This is a genomic window from Pumilibacter intestinalis (assembly GCF_943193005.1).
Classification (GTDB): Bacteria; Bacillota; Clostridia; order Christensenellales; family Pumilibacteraceae; genus Pumilibacter; species Pumilibacter intestinalis.
This window is the reverse complement of record NZ_CALPCH010000001.1, coordinates 24082-43530: the sequence shown is the minus strand read 5'-3', so window position 1 is coordinate 43530 and position 19449 is coordinate 24082. Positions and strand designations below refer to the sequence as shown.

Annotated in this window: 21 protein-coding genes; 4 read left to right on the top strand and 17 right to left on the bottom strand. The window is 50.9% G+C overall.

Annotated features, from left to right (window positions below; genetic code table 11):
• Positions 1 to 5: 5 nt before the first annotated feature.
• The gene (locus NFR55_RS00250) at positions 6 to 1511 is read right to left on the bottom strand and encodes a DUF3794 domain-containing protein (protein WP_251545136.1); all 1506 of its coding nucleotides are present in this window, start codon (positions 1509 to 1511) and stop codon (positions 6 to 8) included.
• A 131-nt stretch (positions 1512 to 1642) separates the two neighbouring features.
• Between NFR55_RS00250 and NFR55_RS00245 the strand changes: the two genes are divergently transcribed.
• The gene (locus NFR55_RS00245; protein ID WP_251545135.1) at positions 1643 to 1891 is read left to right on the top strand and encodes a Veg family protein; all 249 of its coding nucleotides are present in this window, start codon (positions 1643 to 1645) and stop codon (positions 1889 to 1891) included.
• 77 nt (positions 1892 to 1968) lie between these two features.
• Here the strand turns inward: NFR55_RS00245 and NFR55_RS00240 are convergent, their stop codons facing one another.
• On the bottom strand, positions 1969 to 2460 hold the full coding sequence (locus NFR55_RS00240) for a hypothetical protein (protein WP_251545134.1): 492 nt from the start codon (positions 2458 to 2460) through the stop codon (positions 1969 to 1971).
• Positions 2461 to 2757: 297 nt separating this feature from the next.
• Here NFR55_RS00240 and NFR55_RS00235 point away from each other — a divergent pair, with 297 nt between their 5' ends.
• A complete protein-coding gene (locus tag NFR55_RS00235) occupies positions 2758 to 3651 on the top strand; it encodes a hypothetical protein (RefSeq protein WP_251545133.1) in 894 nt (297 codons plus the stop codon).
• 12 nt (positions 3652 to 3663) lie between these two features.
• Positions 3664 to 4293 (top strand): hypothetical protein, encoded by a 630-nt coding sequence (locus NFR55_RS00230; RefSeq protein ID WP_251545132.1) that lies wholly within the window; start codon positions 3664 to 3666, stop codon positions 4291 to 4293.
• Between the two features lie 31 nt (positions 4294 to 4324).
• Here NFR55_RS00230 and recR read toward each other — a convergent pair whose 3' ends face one another.
• The 13 genes from recR to NFR55_RS00165 all read right to left on the bottom strand — a co-directional run bounded on the left by recR (position 4325) and on the right by NFR55_RS00165 (position 16459).
• Positions 4325 to 4909, bottom strand: a complete 585-nt coding sequence (gene recR / locus NFR55_RS00225) for a recombination mediator RecR (protein ID WP_251545131.1) — start codon at positions 4907 to 4909, stop codon at positions 4325 to 4327.
• A gap of 2 nt (positions 4910 to 4911) precedes the next feature.
• A complete protein-coding gene (locus tag NFR55_RS00220) occupies positions 4912 to 5241 on the bottom strand; it encodes a YbaB/EbfC family nucleoid-associated protein (protein WP_251545130.1) in 330 nt (109 codons plus the stop codon).
• A gap of 121 nt (positions 5242 to 5362) precedes the next feature.
• Positions 5363 to 6904 (bottom strand): DNA polymerase III subunit gamma/tau, encoded by a 1542-nt coding sequence (gene dnaX / locus NFR55_RS00215; protein ID WP_251545129.1) that lies wholly within the window; start codon positions 6902 to 6904, stop codon positions 5363 to 5365.
• Positions 6905 to 6958: 54 nt separating this feature from the next.
• Positions 6959 to 7957, bottom strand: a complete 999-nt coding sequence (locus tag NFR55_RS00210; RefSeq protein WP_251545128.1) for a putative manganese transporter — start codon at positions 7955 to 7957, stop codon at positions 6959 to 6961.
• Complete coding sequence (locus tag NFR55_RS00205) at positions 7958 to 9385, bottom strand: hemolysin family protein (RefSeq protein ID WP_251545127.1); 1428 nt, start codon at positions 9383 to 9385, stop codon at positions 7958 to 7960.
• Between the two features lie 137 nt (positions 9386 to 9522).
• Entirely contained in the window at positions 9523 to 10470 is a 948-nt protein-coding gene (locus tag NFR55_RS00200) for an asparaginase domain-containing protein (protein WP_251545126.1), read from the bottom strand.
• A gap of 34 nt (positions 10471 to 10504) precedes the next feature.
• Positions 10505 to 11254: an ABC transporter permease gene (locus NFR55_RS00195; protein ID WP_251545125.1), complete on the bottom strand. Its 750-nt coding sequence runs from the start codon at positions 11252 to 11254 to the stop codon at positions 10505 to 10507.
• The gene (locus NFR55_RS00190; RefSeq protein WP_251545124.1) at positions 11251 to 12252 is read right to left on the bottom strand and encodes a substrate-binding domain-containing protein; all 1002 of its coding nucleotides are present in this window, start codon (positions 12250 to 12252) and stop codon (positions 11251 to 11253) included. Before NFR55_RS00190 ends, NFR55_RS00195 begins: the two co-directional genes overlap by 4 nt.
• A 369-nt stretch (positions 12253 to 12621) precedes the next feature.
• Positions 12622 to 12858 carry a TM1266 family iron-only hydrogenase system putative regulator gene (locus NFR55_RS00185; RefSeq protein WP_251545123.1) on the bottom strand — a complete coding sequence of 79 codons (237 nt, stop codon included), beginning with the start codon at positions 12856 to 12858 and terminating at the stop codon, positions 12622 to 12624.
• A 223-nt stretch (positions 12859 to 13081) separates the two neighbouring features.
• Positions 13082 to 14029 (bottom strand): hypothetical protein, encoded by a 948-nt coding sequence (locus tag NFR55_RS00180; protein WP_251545122.1) that lies wholly within the window; start codon positions 14027 to 14029, stop codon positions 13082 to 13084.
• Positions 14030 to 14120: 91 nt separating this feature from the next.
• Positions 14121 to 15122, bottom strand: a complete 1002-nt coding sequence (locus NFR55_RS00175; protein WP_251545121.1) for a TM1812 family CRISPR-associated protein — start codon at positions 15120 to 15122, stop codon at positions 14121 to 14123.
• A complete protein-coding gene (locus NFR55_RS00170; protein WP_251545120.1) occupies positions 15109 to 15645 on the bottom strand; it encodes an RNA polymerase sigma factor in 537 nt (178 codons plus the stop codon). Before NFR55_RS00170 ends, NFR55_RS00175 begins: the two co-directional genes overlap by 14 nt.
• 58 nt (positions 15646 to 15703) lie before the next feature.
• Positions 15704 to 16459 carry a hypothetical protein gene (locus tag NFR55_RS00165; RefSeq protein ID WP_251545119.1) on the bottom strand — a complete coding sequence of 252 codons (756 nt, stop codon included), beginning with the start codon at positions 16457 to 16459 and terminating at the stop codon, positions 15704 to 15706.
• Positions 16460 to 16595: 136 nt separating this feature from the next.
• Here NFR55_RS00165 and NFR55_RS00160 point away from each other — a divergent pair, with 136 nt between their 5' ends.
• Positions 16596 to 17078, top strand: coding sequence for a hypothetical protein (locus NFR55_RS00160; protein ID WP_251545118.1), 483 nt, complete (start codon positions 16596 to 16598; stop codon positions 17076 to 17078).
• Between the two features lie 129 nt (positions 17079 to 17207).
• Here NFR55_RS00160 and upp read toward each other — a convergent pair whose 3' ends face one another.
• Positions 17208 to 17843, bottom strand: a complete 636-nt coding sequence (gene upp / locus NFR55_RS00155) for a uracil phosphoribosyltransferase (RefSeq protein ID WP_251545117.1) — start codon at positions 17841 to 17843, stop codon at positions 17208 to 17210.
• Complete coding sequence (locus NFR55_RS00150; RefSeq protein WP_251545116.1) at positions 17843 to 19327, bottom strand: uracil-xanthine permease family protein; 1485 nt, start codon at positions 19325 to 19327, stop codon at positions 17843 to 17845. The genes upp and NFR55_RS00150 overlap by 1 nt, the downstream gene beginning before the upstream one ends.
• Positions 19328 to 19449 lie beyond the last annotated feature (122 nt).

Below are 19449 nucleotides of genomic sequence, written 5' to 3'. Positions count from 1 at the left end.
TTGCGTCAGTTACTCAAGCATCTGTAAGTTATTACGCGTTCGCCGCCCGAAAGAGGGAGCGATATTCCGGGATTTTGCAACAGCACGTTTTCGGGAGTTGTGCCGAGAGCTTTCGCCGCTTCCCATAAAGTTTCGCCTTTGCGGGCAATGTGGATAGCCACCGCGCCCGTGGGCAACGCGCGCTCTTCTCCGAGCGCAAGCTCGCATATAACGTATTTAACTTCGGAGCGGGTAGCCGAATATTCAACGGCGATATCCGCTTTTATTTCCAGTTCTCCGTCGCGGCGTATCTTTACGCTCACGTTGGTTACAACTCCTTTGGCGGAAACCGAGTCGCCCTCGCGAAGCGGTGCGGATACGGTTATCGCAAAGGGCAATTCCACCGCCGCCGACGCCTTTTTGCCGTCTTCGGCGCAGTAAATTATGCTCGCCGAAGCCATGCCTTCCACCGTGAGTTTGCCGTCGCCCGCAAGCGCGTCGGTAATGTTGAGCCGCGAGCCGCACGCCGCGCAAATTCTGTCCGCCGCGGGCATATTCTCGTCAAGCTGAACTTTGCCTTCCACTCTCTCGAAAAACGTATCTTCGCACACGGGCACGGGTATTTTAACCGACTCGCCCGAAATGAGCAGTTCGTTGCTTACGCTGAACGCGTCGCAAACGGGATTTATCACGTCCTCGGTAAAGGTGCAGCAGGTAAATTCCACGGTGTAGTCGCAAGCCACGCTCGCGCTCTCGCCGCCCACGAGTTCGGCGTGAGAAGAACGAATGCAAGCCGAAACGGTGCACAAGTCGCCCGCATGACAACCTATCGCCCCTATTTCCAAAGAAAAGGGAGTTTCTCCGCGCAACGAAGTCACGGTGTCGCCGGTACGCGCCGCGATATCGGTAACTATTATGCCCTCCACGCTCACGCAGTCGCTGCCCGTAACGCGCTTTACTATGCAGCAACGCGGCTCGCAAAAGAGCAGTTCTTCCGCACCCTGCGCTTCTATGCTGTCGGCAAACGAGTGAGTTTCGCCGCCGCGCGCGCTAAGTCTCGTAAAATCCACTCTGTCGTCGTGAGTGTATATGCCGTCGCCGCCCGCGGTAAGACACCTTACGTCTTCGCCCGCAACCGCGCAAAGCCTTACCTCCGCCACGCAGGCGAGTTTTATTTCGTGCTCGGTTGCAAGCACTATGTCGGTGTCGAGCACGTTGCAACTCAATTGCGGCTGAGTCTGCGCCGTTATGCCCTCGCCGGTCAGCTTGTCGGAAAATTCCGCCACGTAGTCCAAACTGCGGCAAACGCCTTCTTCGTCGAGCACGAGCACGCGGAAAGTAGCCTTGCCGTTGTACCGCGCTTCTCCGGTGAATACTTCGCCCGCAGTCACGCTCACGTCCGCCGACGCCGACAATACTTTGCCCACCGCAAAGCCCGACGGCAGCAGTCTCGCTTCCACCACCGCCTGCCCCGACGCCATCGTCGCGGGATAAGACGGAGAAAGAAGCGAATAAACAGGTTCAAATGCCATAAGTATCTTGCCTCCTAAAAAAACATGATTTGTCCTAAATAACACTATATTATATACCGCGCTCGTCCCGATTAGAACAAAATTTTCAAATAGTTCGTATAATTGTTTTTGCGCTCGGAAAAACTTTTATCATGAGAAAATGCGCCAAAAGTATAGACGAAGTAAAAGACTACGTGCGTAATCTTGTGGGAAGCCCTCTCAAGATTTCGGTTAACAAGGGCAGGAAAAAAATAATACGTTACAGCGGAAGCGTGCTCGCGGTGTATCCGCAGGTTTTCACCCTAAAGATTGCCGACAACAAAAACCTCGAACTGCTCTCCTGCTCCTACTCCGATATCATTTGCGGCGATATCAAACTAAGCGAAGCCACGGCAAGATAAATCAGCGCACAACGAAAAAATAAGCTCGGGCGAGTTTGCCCGAGCCTGTTTTTTTATTCTATATTATATATACGCCGTTACATATCGTCGTCTTCTTCGAGTTCTTCTTCGTCCTCGTCGTCAAAATCGTCGTCTTCGAAATCTTCTTCTTCGAAATCGGGATAATCGAAATCGTCCTCTTTATCCGGCTCGGAGTCGTCCTCCTCTTCCTGCTCGTCGTCCGAACTCAAAAGAGTGTCTTCCTCGAGCGGTATTATGCCTATGGGGTCGTCGAGGTCGTCGTCGCGGTCGAGTTCGTCCCACTCGCTCTTGTGCTCGGCGGCTTCGCGTTCCTCGCGCTCTTTCTGACACAAAAAGCAAATTTCTTCGTCTTCGCCTATATAGTTCACCTGACAAACGGGGCAAAGCTTTTCAAAGCCCGCCTCCTCGTCGTCGGGTAACAAAATGCTGGGGTCCAACAAACCCATTTCGGCTTTGCACACGGTGCAGTATTTATCCTTGCTCACTATATAATTAAGCTCGCATCTCGGACACAAAATATACGCTTGTTTCTTTTCTTCTTTTTTCACGGAACACGCCCCCGTTTTTCTCGGAACTATTATATCATAATTTTTCTATTTGTAAACTGTTTTCGAGGTGTTTTTAATAAATTTTTCATAAATTTCGATAATATTTTTCACTCCCCTCGTTTTACTTTATGCAACTTAAAAGAAACGGTACGTAAAATTCCGCTTTTTCGTGCCTCATGTATTCGCGTTCGATTATTTTCGACAGGTCTTGCGGCGGCAAATCGCAAAAACGTTTTACAAATCGGTCGGGCTGTGCTATAATTAAATATCGTTAAAAATCCGATTTAAGGAGGCTTTATGGCAAGCAAAGAGCAACTGCTGCAAAAGGAGCGGGCAAAAACGCTCGGCGAGCTACTTGTAGCCGAGTGCCGCGCCGACAGTCCCAATTTCGATACCCTGCGCACAATGTGCTTAAACGGCGCCGACGTTTGCTATAAGCACGCGGCGGCTCTGCACTGGGCGGCAAAACTCAATAGGTTTTCGCTCGTATCCTTTTTGGTGGATAACGGCGTTCTCGCCGAACCCGTGAGCCGCAGTATAATAGCCAACATGTGCAACAACAAAGGCTTTTCGGAAGAGTGCGAAGCCGAGTTTTTCGAGGTGCTCGACAACGTTCGCCGCGTTAACGGCAACGCCGATATAGATATATTCGTGCCGTACATAAATTCCATGGCGGTGCAAGGCAGGCTCGACAAGTTGCGCGCTCTCATGAAAAGATACTATCTTACCGAAGCCGAGGTGGCGAAATCGGTTTACATACGCATCATATTCGAAATAATTCTCAACACGCACGACGAAATGCTGGAATTCATAAACGGGCACGTGGATTGGCAAGACCCCACCGCACTCGACTTGGCGGTGTCGGGCGGCGACTGGGTGGTGCTCGAATACCTCATTAAAGGCGGCAAAGTAAAACTCGAGCCGAGCGAAAAAGCGGTTAGTCAGGCAATATTCACGGGCAGTACCGAAGTGCTCGATATGCTTATCGCCTGCGGCTACTCCTTCGAGCACAACCCCGAGTTTCTCAAAAAAGCGGCGCGAGCCGCGTTCAACGACGGCGGCAGAATGCTCAAATACATGTTTGCGCACGGCTACTCCGCCAAAGACTGCTACGGCGGCAAATCTCTGCGCGACAACGCTTTGGCGGACGGAAATTCCGCCGCTCTCGCCGTGATAGACGGCGCGGCATAAACAAAAACTAACATGCAAGACGAAAAGAAAAACGAAAACGAAATAGAAGAACAAACCGAAAAAGAGCAAGCGGAAACCGAACAAACCGCGGAACAAACCGAAGAACTCGCCCTCAACATGTATAAAAGGCGCAAGCGCGACGGCAAGTTCGTATCCAAACTTTCGGACAAAGAGCTTGACGCGTTGCAACGCAAGAAATCGCTTTTCATGTATTTGAGCACGCTTTTTTTTGCGATTTCGCTATTCCTCGAAGTGGAAGGGCGGGCGCGACTTAGCGACAACAAGCCGCTGTTTGCGCTGTTCACTCTTTACGTGATATCGCTCGTGGTGCTCATTGCCCTATCGGTGTTTATATCGGTTATGAACCGCACGCGCCAAAAGATAAAGCGCGAAATACGCGAGTGCGACGCTCCGCGTTCTGGACTCGACAGGCGCACGTTCACCTCTTACGAACTGTTTAACGCTCTGCACGTTTTGGTTGCCGCCGCGGAAATAGCGGTGTCGGTATACAAATTCGGAGTATGGGGCGCGATAAACATTGCGGTTTCGGCGGCGTCGGCGGTTACGTGTTTTATATCGCGGCAAATACTTTACAAAGCAAACGCCGGCAACGTGGAATTCGTACCGGCGGAAGAAGAATAATTTTTTAGACGTATAGAACCAACGCCGTTTTTTATAACGGCGTTCTTTTTTCGAGCGCACGCGTGAGCGTAACCTCGTCGGCATACTCGAGTTCGCTCCCAATGCTTATGCCCTGCGCAATTCTGCTCACTTTAACGCCCATAGGCTTTATGAGCCGCGCGAGATACATAGCCGTAGCTTCTCCCTCAACGTCGGTGTTTGTGGCGAGTATGACCTCTTCCGCGCCCTCCAAACGGGCGAGCAGTTCTTTTATTTTGAGCGAGTCCGGTCCTCTGCCCTCAAGCGGCGAAAGAGTTCCGTGCAAAACGTGATACACTCCCCTGTAGCCCGAAACTCTCTCGAGCGCGAGTACGTCTTTGGGGTAAGCAACCACGCATATTATGCTTTTGTCGCGGCGGGCGCAGATTTCGCAAACCTCTTTATCTGTGAAATTGCCGCACTCGGCGCAGTAGCGCACGCTGTTTTTCACATCTTTCAACGCGGCGCAAAAGTCCTCTACGTCGGCGCAAGGCATATCTATTATGCTGTACGCATAACGCTGTGCGGTTTTCGCGCCCACGCCCGGAAGCCGCGCGAACTTGTTGCTCAGCCGCATTATGCAATCGAGCTGTTTCATGCCTACATCAGCCCCTGCGCACCGTAGGGCATGAGTCTTTTTTCCTCTTCGGCAACTTTCGCGAGCGCGTCGCCGAACGCCGCGGCAATGAGGTCCTCGAGCATTTCGATATCGTCGGGGTCTACCGCCTCGGGCTTTATGCTCACCGCTTCAACGTCGCGTTTGCCGGAAAGAGTTATCTCCACCATGCCGCCGCCCGCACTGCCCGTTACCGAAAGCTCGGCAAGCTCTTCCTGCGCCTTTGCCATTTGCTCCTGCATCTTTTGAGCCTGACGCATCATTTGCTGCATATTGAAACCGCCGCCGCCGAAACCGTTAAATCCTTTACCCATTATATTACACTCCTTGTTATATGTTTTATGTTCTTTCGTATGAGATTGCTTCGTCGGGCGTTGCCCTCCTCGCAATGACATGAGCTCACCGTATGAGATTGCTTCGGCATTAGTCATACCCTTACCGCGTTATATTGAGTTTTGCTTTGCCGCCCGCAATCATCTTCTTTATGCGGTCTATCTCGCTGTCCATATCGGGTTTAGAGTCGCGCTTAACTATGTTGAAGGTGAAATTCAAGCCCATTTCCGCAAGCGCGCGAGTAAGTTGCGACTGCGTTTCCGCATCCGAAAACTGCAAAAACTCCGCGTCCGTGTCGGGGCATACCGATATAATGCCGCCGTCTGCCGTAACGTCGTGCGCGTTGCACAACAGCGAGTACACGTTCATCGGTCCGTTCTTTCTGAAATAGGTTATCAGCCTGCCCCATATGCTCCTGTCGTCGGGCGTTTGCTCCGCGGCGGGCGCGGGTTCGGGCTGTTTTTCCGCCGCTCTCGCGGGCGCGGAAACTCCGTTTGCAATCAGAGTTTCAACCTGCTTTTCAAGTCTTGCAATGCGAGCCGCAAGCACGTCGGAGTCGTCGCCGACGAGTTTGCCCGCACGCAGGCAAGCCGTTTCGAGCACGATTTTGGGACTCACGCTGTAGCGTATTTCGGAGTCTGTCGAGCCGAGCAAGCGTATAACCGCCGCGAGTTCTTCTTCGCCCGCCGAAGCGGCAAGTTCTTTCAGTTCGGCTATGTTTTCGGCGGTATCTATCACGAGCGACTCCGCTCCCGTGCGAATCGCAAGCAAGTCGCGGGCGCACAAAAGCACGTCTTTCGCTATTCTGCCCACCGATTTGCCGAGCGAGACGAGTTCGTCTATTTTAACGAGTATTTCGCGGGCGTTGCCCGTAAGTATGCTTTCGGTAAGCGAGCGTATCTTTCCGCGGTCGGCGGCTCCCAAAACGTCGAGCACGTCAGAGAGCGTGAGTTTACCCTCGCTTCGGCTCAAGCACATATCGGCAATAGAGAGCGAGTCGCGCACGCTTCCTTCGCCTGCGCCGGCTATGTAGCGCACCGCTTCTTCCTCGTACTTTTTGCCCTCGGCTTTGAATATCTTCTTTATATTCTCCGCCAACAGCTCTATGGATACAAGTCTGAAATCGAAACGCATGCAACGCGAAAGTATGGTTGCGGGCAACTTGTGCGCCTCGGTAGTGGCAAGAATGAATATAACGAATTCGGGCGGTTCTTCGAGCGTTTTGAGCAGGGCGTTAAACGCGCTGTCCGTGAGCATGTGCACCTCGTCTATAATATAGACTTTGTACTTGCCGTTCACGGGCGGATATTTCACGCGCTCGCGTATTTCGCGGATTTCGTCTACGCGGTTGTTGCTCGCCGCGTCTATCTCGAGTATGTCTATATCCGACGCGCTCGCAAGAGCTTGGCAGGTTTTGCATTTTCCGCACGGCGAGCCTTTCACCGGCTCAAGGCAATTTACGGCGCGGGCGAAAATTTTGGCGCACGTGGTCTTGCCCGTTCCTCTGCTTCCCGTGAAAAGATAGGCGTGCCCCACCCTGCCCGATTTGAGCTGATTTTTAAGCGTTTCGGTGATATGGTCTTGCCCTATCACGTCCTCGAAAACCGTGGGGCGATATTTTCTGTAAAGTGCGGTATAACTCATAAATTCAAGTATATCATTTTTGCCGCTCGGAGTCAAGTTTATGGTGTTGTTTGGTTACATCGGAACAAAGCCGAGAAGCATGCCCACAGCCACGCTGTAAAGGTATAAACCCGCGGCAATGGCGAACGTGTGCTTAAACGGGCGATTTTTGCGCAGAAGCACGGCAAGCCCCAAACCCGCGTTAACGCTAAGTCCCGCAAACGCCGCGCCGAGCGTGATGCCGCCGCGGGCGAAAAGTTGCGCTATTATCACGCTCGACGCGCAATTGGGTATAAGTCCCACAAGTCCCGCGAGCATGGGTTGAAAATGCTTTGCCGAAACCAAAAAGTCGGCGAGTCGGTTTTCGCCCGCGAAATAAAGCGCGACGGCGAAAAGCAGGTTTACGCCCAAAATGTACGCCGTTACGGTGAGAGTGTGCAAAAGAGGATGCACCACGAAACACTTGAAATCAAACGGACGTTTTTCTTTCTCATGCGGGAGATTGCCACACTCGCTACGCTCGTTCGCAATGACGGCACCCCCGTCGGGCAGCGTGCCGTTTTGTTCGTTCTCAACGAGGCTTTTTTCTTCTCCGTGCTCGTGAGTGTGTTCTCCGAGTTCGTGACGATGGCAACCTTTAAGCACAGCCCGCTCGGGCTGTATCTCCGTGAGTTCGCGATTTCTCAAAATAAAATTGAGAACGTAGCCCGCGACGAGCGCGGCAAGTAGCTTAAAGCCGAGCAGTACCGCGAGTTTAATCACCGAGTCGGCGGTGGGCGCGCTCAAAAGTATGGGCACGGCTTCGTCGCTCGTGGCGATAAACACCGCTATCATTGTACCCAGCCTGATACTGCGGCGGCTGTACAAATCCGCCGCCACCACTCCGAAGCCGCATTGCGGCAAAATACCGCACGCTCCGCCTATAAGCGGCGCGAGCGGTCCTCTGAGCACCTTATTGAGTTTTATTTTGGATACGGCGTTATATTCGAATACCTCTATAAGCACGTGCATAACCAAAAGCCAGGGCACGAGCTTGAGAGTATCCAAAAGAGCGTCTAAAAGCAGTTCGGGCATTTACTCACTCTCTTTTTTAACGGATTTTTCTTCTTCCCGCGTTTCGTTCGACTCTTCTTGCGTATCGCTGTTGCCGCCTATAAGAACGGGTTGTACGTCCTCGTTTCGGTCGGCTTTCTTTTCTCCCGCGTGTTCTTTCTCGCGGTCGAGCGCGGAAAGCAACTTTTCGAGTCCGCTCTCGTGCTCCTCTTCCTCTACGGGATTTACTTTTATCTTGAGTTCGAGAACGCGCTTGTTGTTCGCCTTGGTAACTATTATATCGAGATTTTCAAAAGAATATTTCTCGCCCGCCGCGGGAATTTTTCCGAGCTGTTCGGTTATCCAGCCGCCCACCGTGGTGGAGTCGAACTCCTCTTTTACGTTCATGCGGAATTCCTCGAACAAGTCTTCGAGGTTGTGCGTGCCCGTTACGAGATAGGTGTCGTCTCCCACCTTGCGGCTGAGCACCTCCACCTCGTCGTGCTCGTCGTATATTTCGCCCACAAGCTCCTCGAGGATATCTTCGAGAGTAACTATGCCCTCGGTGCCGCCGAATTCGTCCACTACTATCGCCATGTGTATCTTGGCTTTTTGGAGCATGCGAAGCACCGTGCTTATTTTCATGCTCGGCGATACGCACACCACGGGCTGAACTATGCTCTTAACCGACTCGGGGCGTTTGTCTTCCGCCATGCGGTACAGCTTGTAAAAGTCCTTTTCGTGTATAATGCCTATCACGCTGTCTATGGTTTTGCTGAACACGGGCATGCGCGAAAATCCGTTGTCTAAAAACAGGTCGGCAATGTAATCGAACGTTTCGTGCTCCTCTATAGCCACCACGTTTACGCGCGGCACCATGATATCGTCTACGTCGAGGTCCTCGAACTCTATGGCCGAACGAATAAGGCGCGACTCGTGCTCGTCTATGCCGCCCTCGTTCTGCGCCGTTTCAACGTAAGTGATAAGTTCGTCTTCGGTGATTGCCGCGGCGTTCTTGTTCTTGATTTTGCCTATAAGCCGTTTCCACGGCACAAGCAGTATATCTATGGGGAAAAACAGAATTATGAAAAACCAAAGAAAGGGCCACACGCGCATGGCGTATCCTTCGGCAAAGTTCTTCGCCAAAGTTTTGGGCGTTATCTCGCCGAAAATGAGCACGGCGACGGTAACCACCGCGGTGGAAACCACAGCCGCCAACTGCTCGTTGGCTATAAGACTCGCAAACAAAAGCGTGGAGAGAGTAGACGCCGCAATGTTTACTATGTTGTTGCCTATGAGTATGGTGCTCAAAAGCCTGTCGTACCTGTCGAGCAGGCGCAGTACCTTTTTTGCCGAACGGTTGCCGTCCGCCTCGAGCGTGCGAAGTCTGATTTTATTGGCGGTTGAATACGCCATTTCCGTTGCCGAGAAAAATCCCGACATGAGTATCATCACTACAACGGTTACCAATATACCTATCTGAGATGGGTGCATTTAAGTTTTCGTGTTGCTCCTGAAAAATTAAATTAGGTTTTATTAGTATATTATACCATACTTTTTCGCAACGTACAACTTTTTTGGAGTGCGTATTATAAGATTTTTACGCGCTATTGAAAATATTCTCCGAACGTGTCGGCGTTTATGTAGGCTTCGCGCTCCTTTTCCGACGAGAAATTTTCATGCGCCAAACGCACCTTTGTGTATAAAGTTATGGGCGCAATGTTGTCTATAACGCGCACAAAACCGGGCATCTGCTCGATTGATTGATACTTTTCACCGCTCAAGCCGCCCGCAAGATAGGTTTCCACGCCGTCGAGCTGCCCTATGCCGTCCGCCCCGCTGTTTATCGTTCCCGTGTGATAGCCCGCAAACACAATTGCGGAATTTTCCTGCTTTGCCGAACGCGCGAGCGCGGCGTAGTCTATGCCGGGATTTGCGAAAACAAGCCGCACGGCTTTGCCGTCGCCGTTTCCCGAAAGAGCGAACTTATGCGCGGAGATTTTTTCCTGCAACATGAATTTGCCCGTACGGTCGGTGTATCCGCAAATCTTTCCGAGCGCGGAATACAATCCGCCGTCGAAATCCCTACTGCTCAACAGCCTTGTGGAAACGTGCAAAACGGGTCGTTCGTAGGGGTTGCGATACGGCACGAAAACGCCGCCGACTCCGCCGTCTATGGCGGAAAGGGCGCACATCAGGTTCGCGCCGCCGTTGCTCATGGGATTGCTGAGCGGCATATCCGCCGAAGCTATCATAACGGGCACGCTCGTGCCCGCGAGCCGCAAGCCGAGATACGCGGCGGTATACGCAAGCGTATCCGTGCCGTGCGTAACAATTACAGCTTCCGCGCTCTCAAGCTCCTCTTCTATGCAATCGCCGAGGGCGCGAAGAGTATTCCAGGTCATGTTTTCGCTGAGCATGCAAAACGGCGTTTTTACCTTTTGTATTCTGTCGCCGAGCTCGTCGAAACTCGTTACCAAACCGGGGCGCATAATCATGCCGTCGTAGTCGCTCGATATAGTGCCGCCGCTGTTTATAAGCGTAATTTTTTTCATATGCTTTTTCCTTATATGTAAAAAAGAAATATCTTCAATCGTATTCAAACAATTTCCGCACGAGATACACCGCAAACTCGAGCGCGAGCGCGGCAACCACCACCGCAACGGTGAGAGCCATGAGCTTGCCTATATCGAATACTATGCGCGTTTGTTGCATCATAAACCCTATGCTGTCCGCCGTTTGCGCGAGCACCTCCGCCGCAACGGTGAGTTTGAGCGACAGGCTCGCCGCCCCGCCCGCCACTTTGAGAAAGGGCGGCGCCGACATGGGAAGATATATGCGAAAAAACTTGTATACCGACGACTTGGCGTACAGCCGCGCCGTTTCCTCGAGTTCGCGCGGAACAGAGCACAACGCGGCGTCTATACCGCTGTACAGCACGGGAAATATCACGAGTCCCGAAATTATAACGGGGGTAAGAAAACCGCTCGTCCAAATCACCAAAAACAAAATAACGCTCATGGTGGGAAGCGAACGGAGTATGCCCACTACGGGCGCGAGCACGTTCCTTAGCGGCGAAAAAGCCTTGCCCGCAAAGGCACACAAAAGCGCGAGCACGCAGGCGCACAAAAATCCCATTACCGACCGCAAAAGCGTAAGCGCGAAACCGCGCCAAAAGTACGCGCTCGCGAGTTCTTGCACGAGTCGCTCGAGCGCGACGGCGGGCGACGGAAAAATCGTTTCCTTGCCGTAAACCGCGGAGGCTACGCACCACACCGCAACAAACAACGCCGCACCCGCAACCGTATATATTACGTTTTTGACGGCTCTGCTTTTCATTCCCTGCCTATCAAATACAAGCTGCCGAAATTGGTTACTCCGAGCATGATTATGCTCTTATCGGCGGCGTAGCGTATCGCCGCGGCGTTGGTGGGCATTACCGCAATATCGGCGTTTCTCACAAAGTTTTCCATTATCCGCGCGGGCGGCACTACGTGAAACTCCGCGCCCTCGTACCCGTCGGCAATCAGTTTCGCCATGCCTATCGCGGGCGCACCGTCGGGCACGTATACTTTTGCCGATACGCCCGTTTCGCTCTCGCCCGAGATTTGACCCGCGAAAAATTCGTTTTCGGGCATTTCAGCCACTCCGCTTTCGCCCTCGCGCTTCACCTCGTTGAGCGCGGCGTAAAAATTCAACAGGTCGGTCTTAACGTCCGCCGCCCGCGTAAATCCGAGGTTGCAACCTTTCGCTATTTCCGCGGTGAGAGCGGGCACGGTTGTGCTTCCCGCCTTTTTGATTGCCGCAAGCGCGAGCGCGGGTTCGTTCTCCGCCCACTTTGCGCCCGACTCGAACGCCGCCGCGAATTGCGCAACGTAGCCGGGGTGCTCGGCAAGAAAAGTTTTCTTAACCACAAGCGCGGCTTGCGGATATCCCTTTTCGGACTTCGCCGCGTTTTTATATAGCGTTTGTATATCGAGCATGCGAGTCGCACCCTCTGCTTTTCCGAGCGACTGCGTTGCCGCAGGCTCGCTTATCACGCCGTAATTCATCTTGCCCGCCGCAAGTCCGCCTATAAATTCCGCGCCTTCCGCCACGTATGCGAGCGACACTTTTCCGTCTTGCGCCTTGTCCGAAAAGCCGTATTCCACGCCCGCCGATTTAAGCAACCAACGAAAAACCAAATCGGGCACGTTGCCCTGCCCTATGCTGTAAACCACTCTGCCTTTAAGCCCTTCGAGTTCTTCCACTTTGCCCGACGGAGTATCCGAACTGCACCCTATGAGCACGCTCAATCCGAGCAACGCGGAAATCACAACCGCAAGTATTTTTTTCATGTTTTTTCTCCTTTAAGATGTGTTTGATTACAGTAGCTGTTGCTTTCTCATGCAAGGGATTGCCACGCGGCTACGCCGCTCGCAATGACACGGTTGCCGGTTACACCGTCATTGCGAGCGAGTTTACGAGCGCGGCAATCTCGGGCATGGAACTTGTACAGCCACTGTTGCTTTCTCATGCAATGGATTGCTTCGGAAACAAGTTTCCTCGCAATGACAAGTACACATGCCTATGTCATTGCGAGCGAGTGAAACGAGCAGCCCAATCTCGGGCATGGAACTTGTACAGCCACTGTTGCTTTCTCATGCAAGGGATTGCTTCGGAAACAAGTTTCCTCGCAATGACGGAAAATAGTCGCAGGTGCGCCGCTATACGTTGCCGTAAAGAGCTTTGGCGCGAACGCCGCCCACGCTCCCCAACTTTCCCGTAAGCGCGTTTATGCGCCCCGAGTCGGTGTCGAGCACTATGCTGATTACGTTCATGCTCTTAGAGCGCAACGGCAAACCCATTCTGCCCACAATGCAATCGCCGTAATCGTGCAAAACCGCGTTTACCTTTTCAACCGAACTTTCGTCTTGTACTATTATTCCCACAAGAGCTATCATTTTTATCTCCGCTACCCAGCATAAAATAAGAAAACCGCTACTCCGCGGGGAGTAACGGTAATATATAATTCAGCCGCACGCACCGTAGCGCGGCGACCGCTCGAACACAAAGCGCCCGAGCGTGAATTTACCTTATGTTTCTCCCCTTTGCTTTCAGCGTAAGTCCGCTTAGAGTTCAGGTTCGAAAATATTATAACGCCGATTTACGAATTTGTCAACGAATTTATACCGTTTCGGTAAATCCGTTCGAGTAAACGAATTCGTAGCCGCCCTCGGTTTTTTTGGCAACGATGGAGTCGGTAGCCGTTTCGGTGGAGAACTTTATTTCAAACGCGTCTTCGTCCGCTTTCTTTTCCGCCTTGTATTTGGTCTTGTTCAACGTGTCGCCCGTCTTGTCTTTGAGCGAAAATTCAAGTTCCGCGCCGCCGAATTCGTCCTGCTCTATTTCCACCTCGAGTTCGCGTATCTTCTTTCCGTCTTTGTATATCTCGTATTCGTATTCTATTTCGCCGTTTTCCACCGACTGACTTACCTTAACGAAATCATCGGAATGAGTGCGGCTCTTGGTGGTAAACTCTATGCTCGACTCTATTTCGTCGCCCTCTTTTTCCACCTCGCGTTCGCCGCTCACGTCAAACGCTTCGTCGCCAACAACCATTACGCCATCGAGCTTGGTGGAAACTTCGCTTTCTTCCACGCCGTTCTTTATTTCCGTTTCGGTCTCGGTTTCCACCTCGTTGTAATACATTACGAACCGTTCGTATCCGCCCGCCGTGTCAGGCACGTTCATAGTCATTACAAAAGCGTAATCGGCATATTCGCCCGTATCGTTGTTTTCGGTAACAGTCTGCTTTACTCCGCTCGTCAAAATGCCTTCGAACATGGTAAGGCAGTCTTTTATGCCCGCAACGTCGGCGTCCGTAATCGTCGACGGACGGGTCTTATCCGCTTTATCGCCCGTATTAAGCGCGGAACGAGAGCCGTACAGCACGCTCGAGCTTGCCGCGCCCGACGTGCGCAAATACGACGCGCCCGAAATCGCGCTGAGCGCGTAAACGTCGCGCGAAGAAACTCTTTGCGCCGACGGTTTATCGTTCGCGCATGCGGTAAGCCCCAAAGCGAACACGGCGACTATCAACGCCGAACAAATGTAAGACAGTGCTTTTTTCATTTTTTTCGTACCTCCGAAAATGTCATCTACCCTATATACGAAACGCAATCGAAAAAATTCTCGCTTTTTATATAAATTTTCAAAAAATTTTTCAGTCTTCTTCAAACAAGTGGTCTTCGGCAAGCTCGTACAAATCTTTCAAAAGGTCTTTGAAATCGTCCTCATCCTTGCCATCTTCTATTTCTTCCACGGCTTCGAGCAAGTCCTCGATTTCTTTGTTTAAGTCTTTTATGAGTTCGTACAGGTCTTTGCCCGTTATTTCATCCGTTTCGAAATCGTATTCGTAGCCGTACTTTTGAGCAAAACCGGTAAGCTCGGATAAACACGGCAAATTCGGTATAGGCTTTTTACCGTCTTTTTCCGCATAAGGGGAAACGAGCGAAATCAAATTTCGCATAGTCGCTTCTTTCTCTTTGGCAAGTTCGAGAACGGTGTTTTTGTAACGCTCTATCAGTGATTTTTCGTATTCTCCGAGATTTTTGTCTTTGAAATCGTCTTCGAGCTTTTTGAACTCGTCTTCGTCCAAAAACGAAACGCTTCCGCTCCCGAGCGCGGTAAGATATTTTTCCATGGTTTTCGCAACCGCGCTCTGCTTGGAGTCGTAGTCGTTTCCCTTGCCGTCTTTAACGCACACCTTCACGGCGTTGCCCTTCAAAAAGCCGTGCTTTCCGAGTTTTCGCACCACCGCCTCCGTCGCCTCGTCAACCGTTTGCCCCACGTAATTTTCTTTGTGCAAAAACAAAACGCCGTCTTCGTTAAGCCCGTACTGACGAGTCACGATATCGTGCTCGTCGAAATCGAGCCGTATGCTCGGATTTACCTGTATCGTTACCGAATAGGCGGAAACGCGAGGTTTGCCGCCGCCCTCTCCGCCCGATAAATAGATGGGAAGCAATATGCCCAAACACAAAACCACTGCGCAACACGCCGCCGCCAAACTCCATACAAACGATTTTTCGAAGGGTTTCTTCTCTTTTTTCGCAGTCGAATTTTCGGCGGCGATTTTGTCCCAATTCACCGACTCGGCTATTTTGTCGGCAAGGTCGGGCGCGGCGCAATTCAATTCTTTACGTATCTTTTTACCTGCGTTCATCGTAAGCCTCCTTGTACAGTTTTTTAACTTTCTTCAGAACGGAGTGGTATTGCCTGTTTACGGTGGAAACGGGCTTTCCGAGCATTTTCGCGGCCTCCACCCGCCTGTAACCGAACACAACGGTGAGTTCGAGCAGTTCGAATTCCTCCGCGGCGAGCTTTTCTTTGCACAGGCACAAAAGCGGCGAGTCGGCGAGCGGCGAATAAAAATCCGCTCTGCCGCCATGCTCTTCCATCTCGTCCGAAAGTTGCTCTTTGGCGTTTTTTTTGTACTCGTCGAGCGACTTGTTTTTGGCTATGGTAAGCAAATACGCCATGGGATTGCCTTCTTCGTCAACCTTTTGAAGCGAATTCAAAAACTTAACGTAGGTTTCCTGCATTACGTCTTCGGCTTTTTGCCTGTCGAAAAGCTTGCGCGAAATCACATACCACACCGCACTTTTGGTGAGGCGGTAAAACTCTTCGAAGCCGTTTTTATCGCCCCGCTTAAGTCGCCGTATCAATTCAATGAGTCTGCCGGTCACTTTTCGCTCCAATCTATATACGAAAATACTTGCTTGAAATTCTCGCTTCGGTTAAAATTTATCGATAATTTTTTTCGAACCATGCTTTTGCCTTAAGTTCGAACAACGCCGCGTTTTCGGGATTGCGAAACGGCAACAGCGATAAAAGCGCGAGTTTATAGTCAAGCGACTGTACGTCGGCGTTGCTCAAAACGAATTTGCCCTTGGTTTCGGTAAGCAGTTTGCAAGCAAAGTACGGAATATGCGAAAAACTTTTTACGTATTTGTTCACGCATTTGCCTTGCTTAATACCTTTTATTTTGATATTCGCTATCAGCTCGCGGCAGGCGCAAACGCTTTCTTGAGCTTGCTCCGAGTCCGCACGCATCAAATCGAACGCGTCGTGCTCTATGGGATAAGCCGCAATTTGTTCGAATAAGGGAAACAATTCGAGCAAATACTCTTTTAACCCGAACTTAAACGGCAACAGTCCGTCGTCGTCGAAATCGTACGAGTTTTTGGGAGCTTTGTCGAATACTATGCTCATGCCGAACGTGTAAAAATCTTTGCGAAAGTTTTCGTCCTCGAGATTTTCGCGCAGTTTGCCGTTTTCGTCTATAGCCCTCCCCTCCGAGTTCGACTCGAGCTCCGAAAACAGTGTTTCGGGCAGTTTCAATTCTTTGGCGTAGATTTGCACGGGCACGTCGTCGCCCGCACTGATTTTCCCGAGCACAGCGTTTTCCATTGCGTAATTGTTCAAGTCTTCGTTCGCGAAAAGCGAGGAAAGAGCGTTTTTAATATCGGCTTGCTTCGTTTGTGTTTCGTTGGTCTGCATAAAATTTCTCCTCTTCGTAAATATTTAGTATATATAAGTGTTTATATGTACTTTCCGTATTTGAAAATATCATATCATAATAAAGTCAGAAAATCTATTTATCTGAACTAACAATTTTGTAGGAAAATGTAGAATTATGCCGAAAATACCAGCAGAAGCAGACAAACGTATTTCCACCTCGTTCCAACAACGTATAGTATCGCTCATACAAGACTCCGACTGCAAAAAGAGTGAATTTGCAAAGCTCGTGGGCGTAAGCGGTTCTGTGATAAACAACGCCGCCACTTACGGAATAATCCCGAGTTTGCGGTTGCTCATAAAACTTGCCGACTATGCCGGCGCATCCATACGGTATATACTCGGCGAAACGGATTGCAAGGAGTTCGACAAAAGCGACAACCCGTCTGATTTCCATACGCGCATAGAAGAACTTGTTGCGGAAAAAGGCACTACGTACTGCAAATTGGCAAACAAAATGCCGTTCGGAAAAACCTTTTTCTACGAGTGGCAAAACAAGAAAACTTTGCCCTCTTTAATATACCTCGAGGCTCTCGCCGATTATTTCAAAGTGAGCCTCGACTACCTTTTAGGCAGAACAGACGACCGTAATCTTTTATAAATTCGCGGCGTATATCAAAAATTTGCGCTTTATAAACCGATTGAGAAAAACGCCGACTGAAAATTTGCCCAATCCGCCTATAGCTTACCGTAGGCTGATTTTGCGGTGTGAAATTTTATATGGGTTATTCTATTTCGTGCCGAACAACCTGTCGCCCGCGTCGCCCAGCCCCGGCAAAATATATCCGTTTTCGTTAAGGCACCTATCGAGCGTGGCAATGTATACGTTCACGTCGGGATGAGCTTTCGCCACACGTTCCACACCCTCGGGAGCGCCTATCACGTTCATGAGTTTTATATCTTTGCACCCTCTGCGCTTCAACAGGTCTATGGCGTCGCACGCGCTGCCGCCCGTTGCGAGCATGGGGTCGAGCAGTATAACCCGCATTTTTTCTATGCCCTCGGGGAGCTTGCAATAATACTCTTTGGGCTGAAGCGTTTGCTCGTCGCGGTACATGCCTATGTGCCCCACTTTTGCCGTAGGGAAAAGAGTGTGCACTCCGCTCACCATGCCCAGCCCCGCTCGCAGTATGGGCACTATGGCTATCTCGCCGTCTACCGTTTGCTGTTCGCACTCTTCGAGCGGCGTTTTTACTTTCACCGTTTTGGTGGGCACGTTATTAAAGCTCTCGAACGTGAGCAATGTGGTTATCTCTTCTATAAGTTCGCGAAACTGTTTCGTGCCCGTGTTCTCGTCTCTCAGTATCGCCACTTTATGGCATATGAGCGGGTGGTTCAAAACGTGCACGTTTTTGTATTCTTTCATTATTTCGTTTCCTCCGTAGCCGCCGCCTCGTCCGCGGGCATTTCCGCTTTTTGTTCGGCGGGTATTTCTTCGGTTTGGTCTTGTACCTCTGCGCTACCCTCGGCGTTATCCTCTTTTACCGCTTTGTTTTTATTGCCTATGTTCACGAGCAAATTCGTGAGTATGCCGAGTATGAGCGCGCAGGCAACGTTGGTTATCGTCACCTTTCCGAAAGTGAGCGCGAGTCCGCCTACGCCCGCAACCAAAATAACCGAAACGGTAAAGAGATTGCGGTTATCGTTCAGATTTACCTTTTGCACCATTTTAAGTCCGGATACGGCTATAAATCCGTAAAGCGCAACGCACACGCCGCCCATTACGCAAGGCGGAATAGTCGAAAGGAATGTAACGAACGGCGCAATGAACGCAACCACCACAGCCATAAGAGCCGTAACGAATATAGTTCGCACCGACGCGTTGCCCGATATAGCCACGCAACCCACCGACTCGCCGTAAGTGGTGTTGGGGCAACCGCCGAAGAGTGCGCCCGCAACCGAACCTATACCGTCGCCGAGAAGCGTTTTATGAAGCCCCGGGTCTTTGAGCAAATCATGCTCTATTATAGACGAAATGTTTTTATGGTCGGCAAGATGCTCGGCGAACACAACGAACGCAACGGGCACGTATGCAACCGCTATAGCTCCTATGTAAGCCCCTATTCCTATATCGGCGGTAAACTTGCCTTTGAAAATTTCCACGAACGCAAAATCGGGATACCATTTCATATTTTTGAAAGCCGAAAAATCTATAAGTTTTATGGCGTCTACATTAGCCGCATGCCCTATTCCCGTAAGAATTGCGGCAAGCGCATAGCCCGATAAAATGCCTATTATAAACGGTATCATTTTAAGAGTTTTCTTGCCGTATACCGAACACACTATAGTTACTCCGAGCGCGACAAGTCCGCATGCAAGCGCGGCGTAAGGCGAAAATTCAACGGCCATGCCGCCCTGCATAAGATTACCCACGGCGCTACCCGAAAGCGAAAGTCCTATAATTGCAACGGTAGGTCCTATAACCACCGCAGGCATTATTTTATCTATCCATTTTGTCCCCGCGAATTTAACGGCAAGCGATATAACAACGTATACAAGCCCCGCAAAAACCGCGCCTATGATAAGCCCGAGATATCCGAGCGACATGGAAACGCCGCCGGCGAACGCCGCCGCCATAGACTCTATAAACGCAAACGAACTGCCGAGGAATACGGGACTGCGAAAACGAGTAAACAGCAGGTAAACGAGCGTGCCTATTCCCGCGCCCACCAACGCCGCCGAAGTAGACAAATTCGCAGGTAAAAACTTGTCGGGTTGCGCACCGGTAATGCCGTTTACCGCAATCGGAACGGTTATCGTTGCCGCCAAAATAGCAAGCAATTGCTGGAGTGCAAACAGTATGAGTCTGCCTGCGGGCGGCTTGTCTTTTACGCCGTAAATCATTTTCATTTCAATACCCTCTCTTTGTTTTTTAAGGAAAGCTCCCGAGTTTTTATTATAGACTTCGCGGCTTCAAAAGTCAACCGAAACGGGCATAATTCGCGAATATTCGACACGTTTGAACGCTGTAT

What these genes read in the sequence shown, in the direction of transcription:
- NFR55_RS00220 (WP_251545130.1), bottom strand. Translation starts at nt 5,241, where the DNA reads ATGGGTAAAGGATTTAACGGTTTCGGCGGCGGCGGTTTCAATATGCAG.
- NFR55_RS00160 (WP_251545118.1), top strand. Translation starts at nt 16,596, where the DNA reads ATGCCGAAAATACCAGCAGAAGCAGACAAACGTATTTCCACCTCGTTC.
- NFR55_RS00200 (WP_251545126.1), bottom strand. Translation starts at nt 10,470, where the DNA reads ATGAAAAAAATTACGCTTATAAACAGCGGCGGCACTATATCGAGCGAC.
- NFR55_RS00235 (WP_251545133.1), top strand. Translation starts at nt 2,758, where the DNA reads ATGGCAAGCAAAGAGCAACTGCTGCAAAAGGAGCGGGCAAAAACGCTC.
- NFR55_RS00185 (WP_251545123.1), bottom strand. Translation starts at nt 12,858, where the DNA reads ATGATAGCTCTTGTGGGAATAATAGTACAAGACGAAAGTTCGGTTGAA.
- NFR55_RS00210 (WP_251545128.1), bottom strand. Translation starts at nt 7,957, where the DNA reads ATGCCCGAACTGCTTTTAGACGCTCTTTTGGATACTCTCAAGCTCGTG.
- NFR55_RS00250 (WP_251545136.1), bottom strand. Translation starts at nt 1,511, where the DNA reads ATGGCATTTGAACCTGTTTATTCGCTTCTTTCTCCGTCTTATCCCGCG.
- recR (WP_251545131.1), bottom strand. Translation starts at nt 4,909, where the DNA reads ATGAAACAGCTCGATTGCATAATGCGGCTGAGCAACAAGTTCGCGCGG.
- NFR55_RS00245 (WP_251545135.1), top strand. Translation starts at nt 1,643, where the DNA reads ATGAGAAAATGCGCCAAAAGTATAGACGAAGTAAAAGACTACGTGCGT.
- NFR55_RS00150 (WP_251545116.1), bottom strand. Translation starts at nt 19,327, where the DNA reads ATGAAAATGATTTACGGCGTAAAAGACAAGCCGCCCGCAGGCAGACTC.
- NFR55_RS00165 (WP_251545119.1), bottom strand. Translation starts at nt 16,459, where the DNA reads ATGCAGACCAACGAAACACAAACGAAGCAAGCCGATATTAAAAACGCT.
- NFR55_RS00230 (WP_251545132.1), top strand. Translation starts at nt 3,664, where the DNA reads ATGCAAGACGAAAAGAAAAACGAAAACGAAATAGAAGAACAAACCGAA.
- upp (WP_251545117.1), bottom strand. Translation starts at nt 17,843, where the DNA reads ATGAAAGAATACAAAAACGTGCACGTTTTGAACCACCCGCTCATATGC.
- NFR55_RS00180 (WP_251545122.1), bottom strand. Translation starts at nt 14,029, where the DNA reads ATGAAAAAAGCACTGTCTTACATTTGTTCGGCGTTGATAGTCGCCGTG.
- NFR55_RS00195 (WP_251545125.1), bottom strand. Translation starts at nt 11,254, where the DNA reads ATGAAAAGCAGAGCCGTCAAAAACGTAATATATACGGTTGCGGGTGCG.
- NFR55_RS00190 (WP_251545124.1), bottom strand. Translation starts at nt 12,252, where the DNA reads ATGAAAAAAATACTTGCGGTTGTGATTTCCGCGTTGCTCGGATTGAGC.
- NFR55_RS00175 (WP_251545121.1), bottom strand. Translation starts at nt 15,122, where the DNA reads ATGAACGCAGGTAAAAAGATACGTAAAGAATTGAATTGCGCCGCGCCC.
- dnaX (WP_251545129.1), bottom strand. Translation starts at nt 6,904, where the DNA reads ATGAGTTATACCGCACTTTACAGAAAATATCGCCCCACGGTTTTCGAG.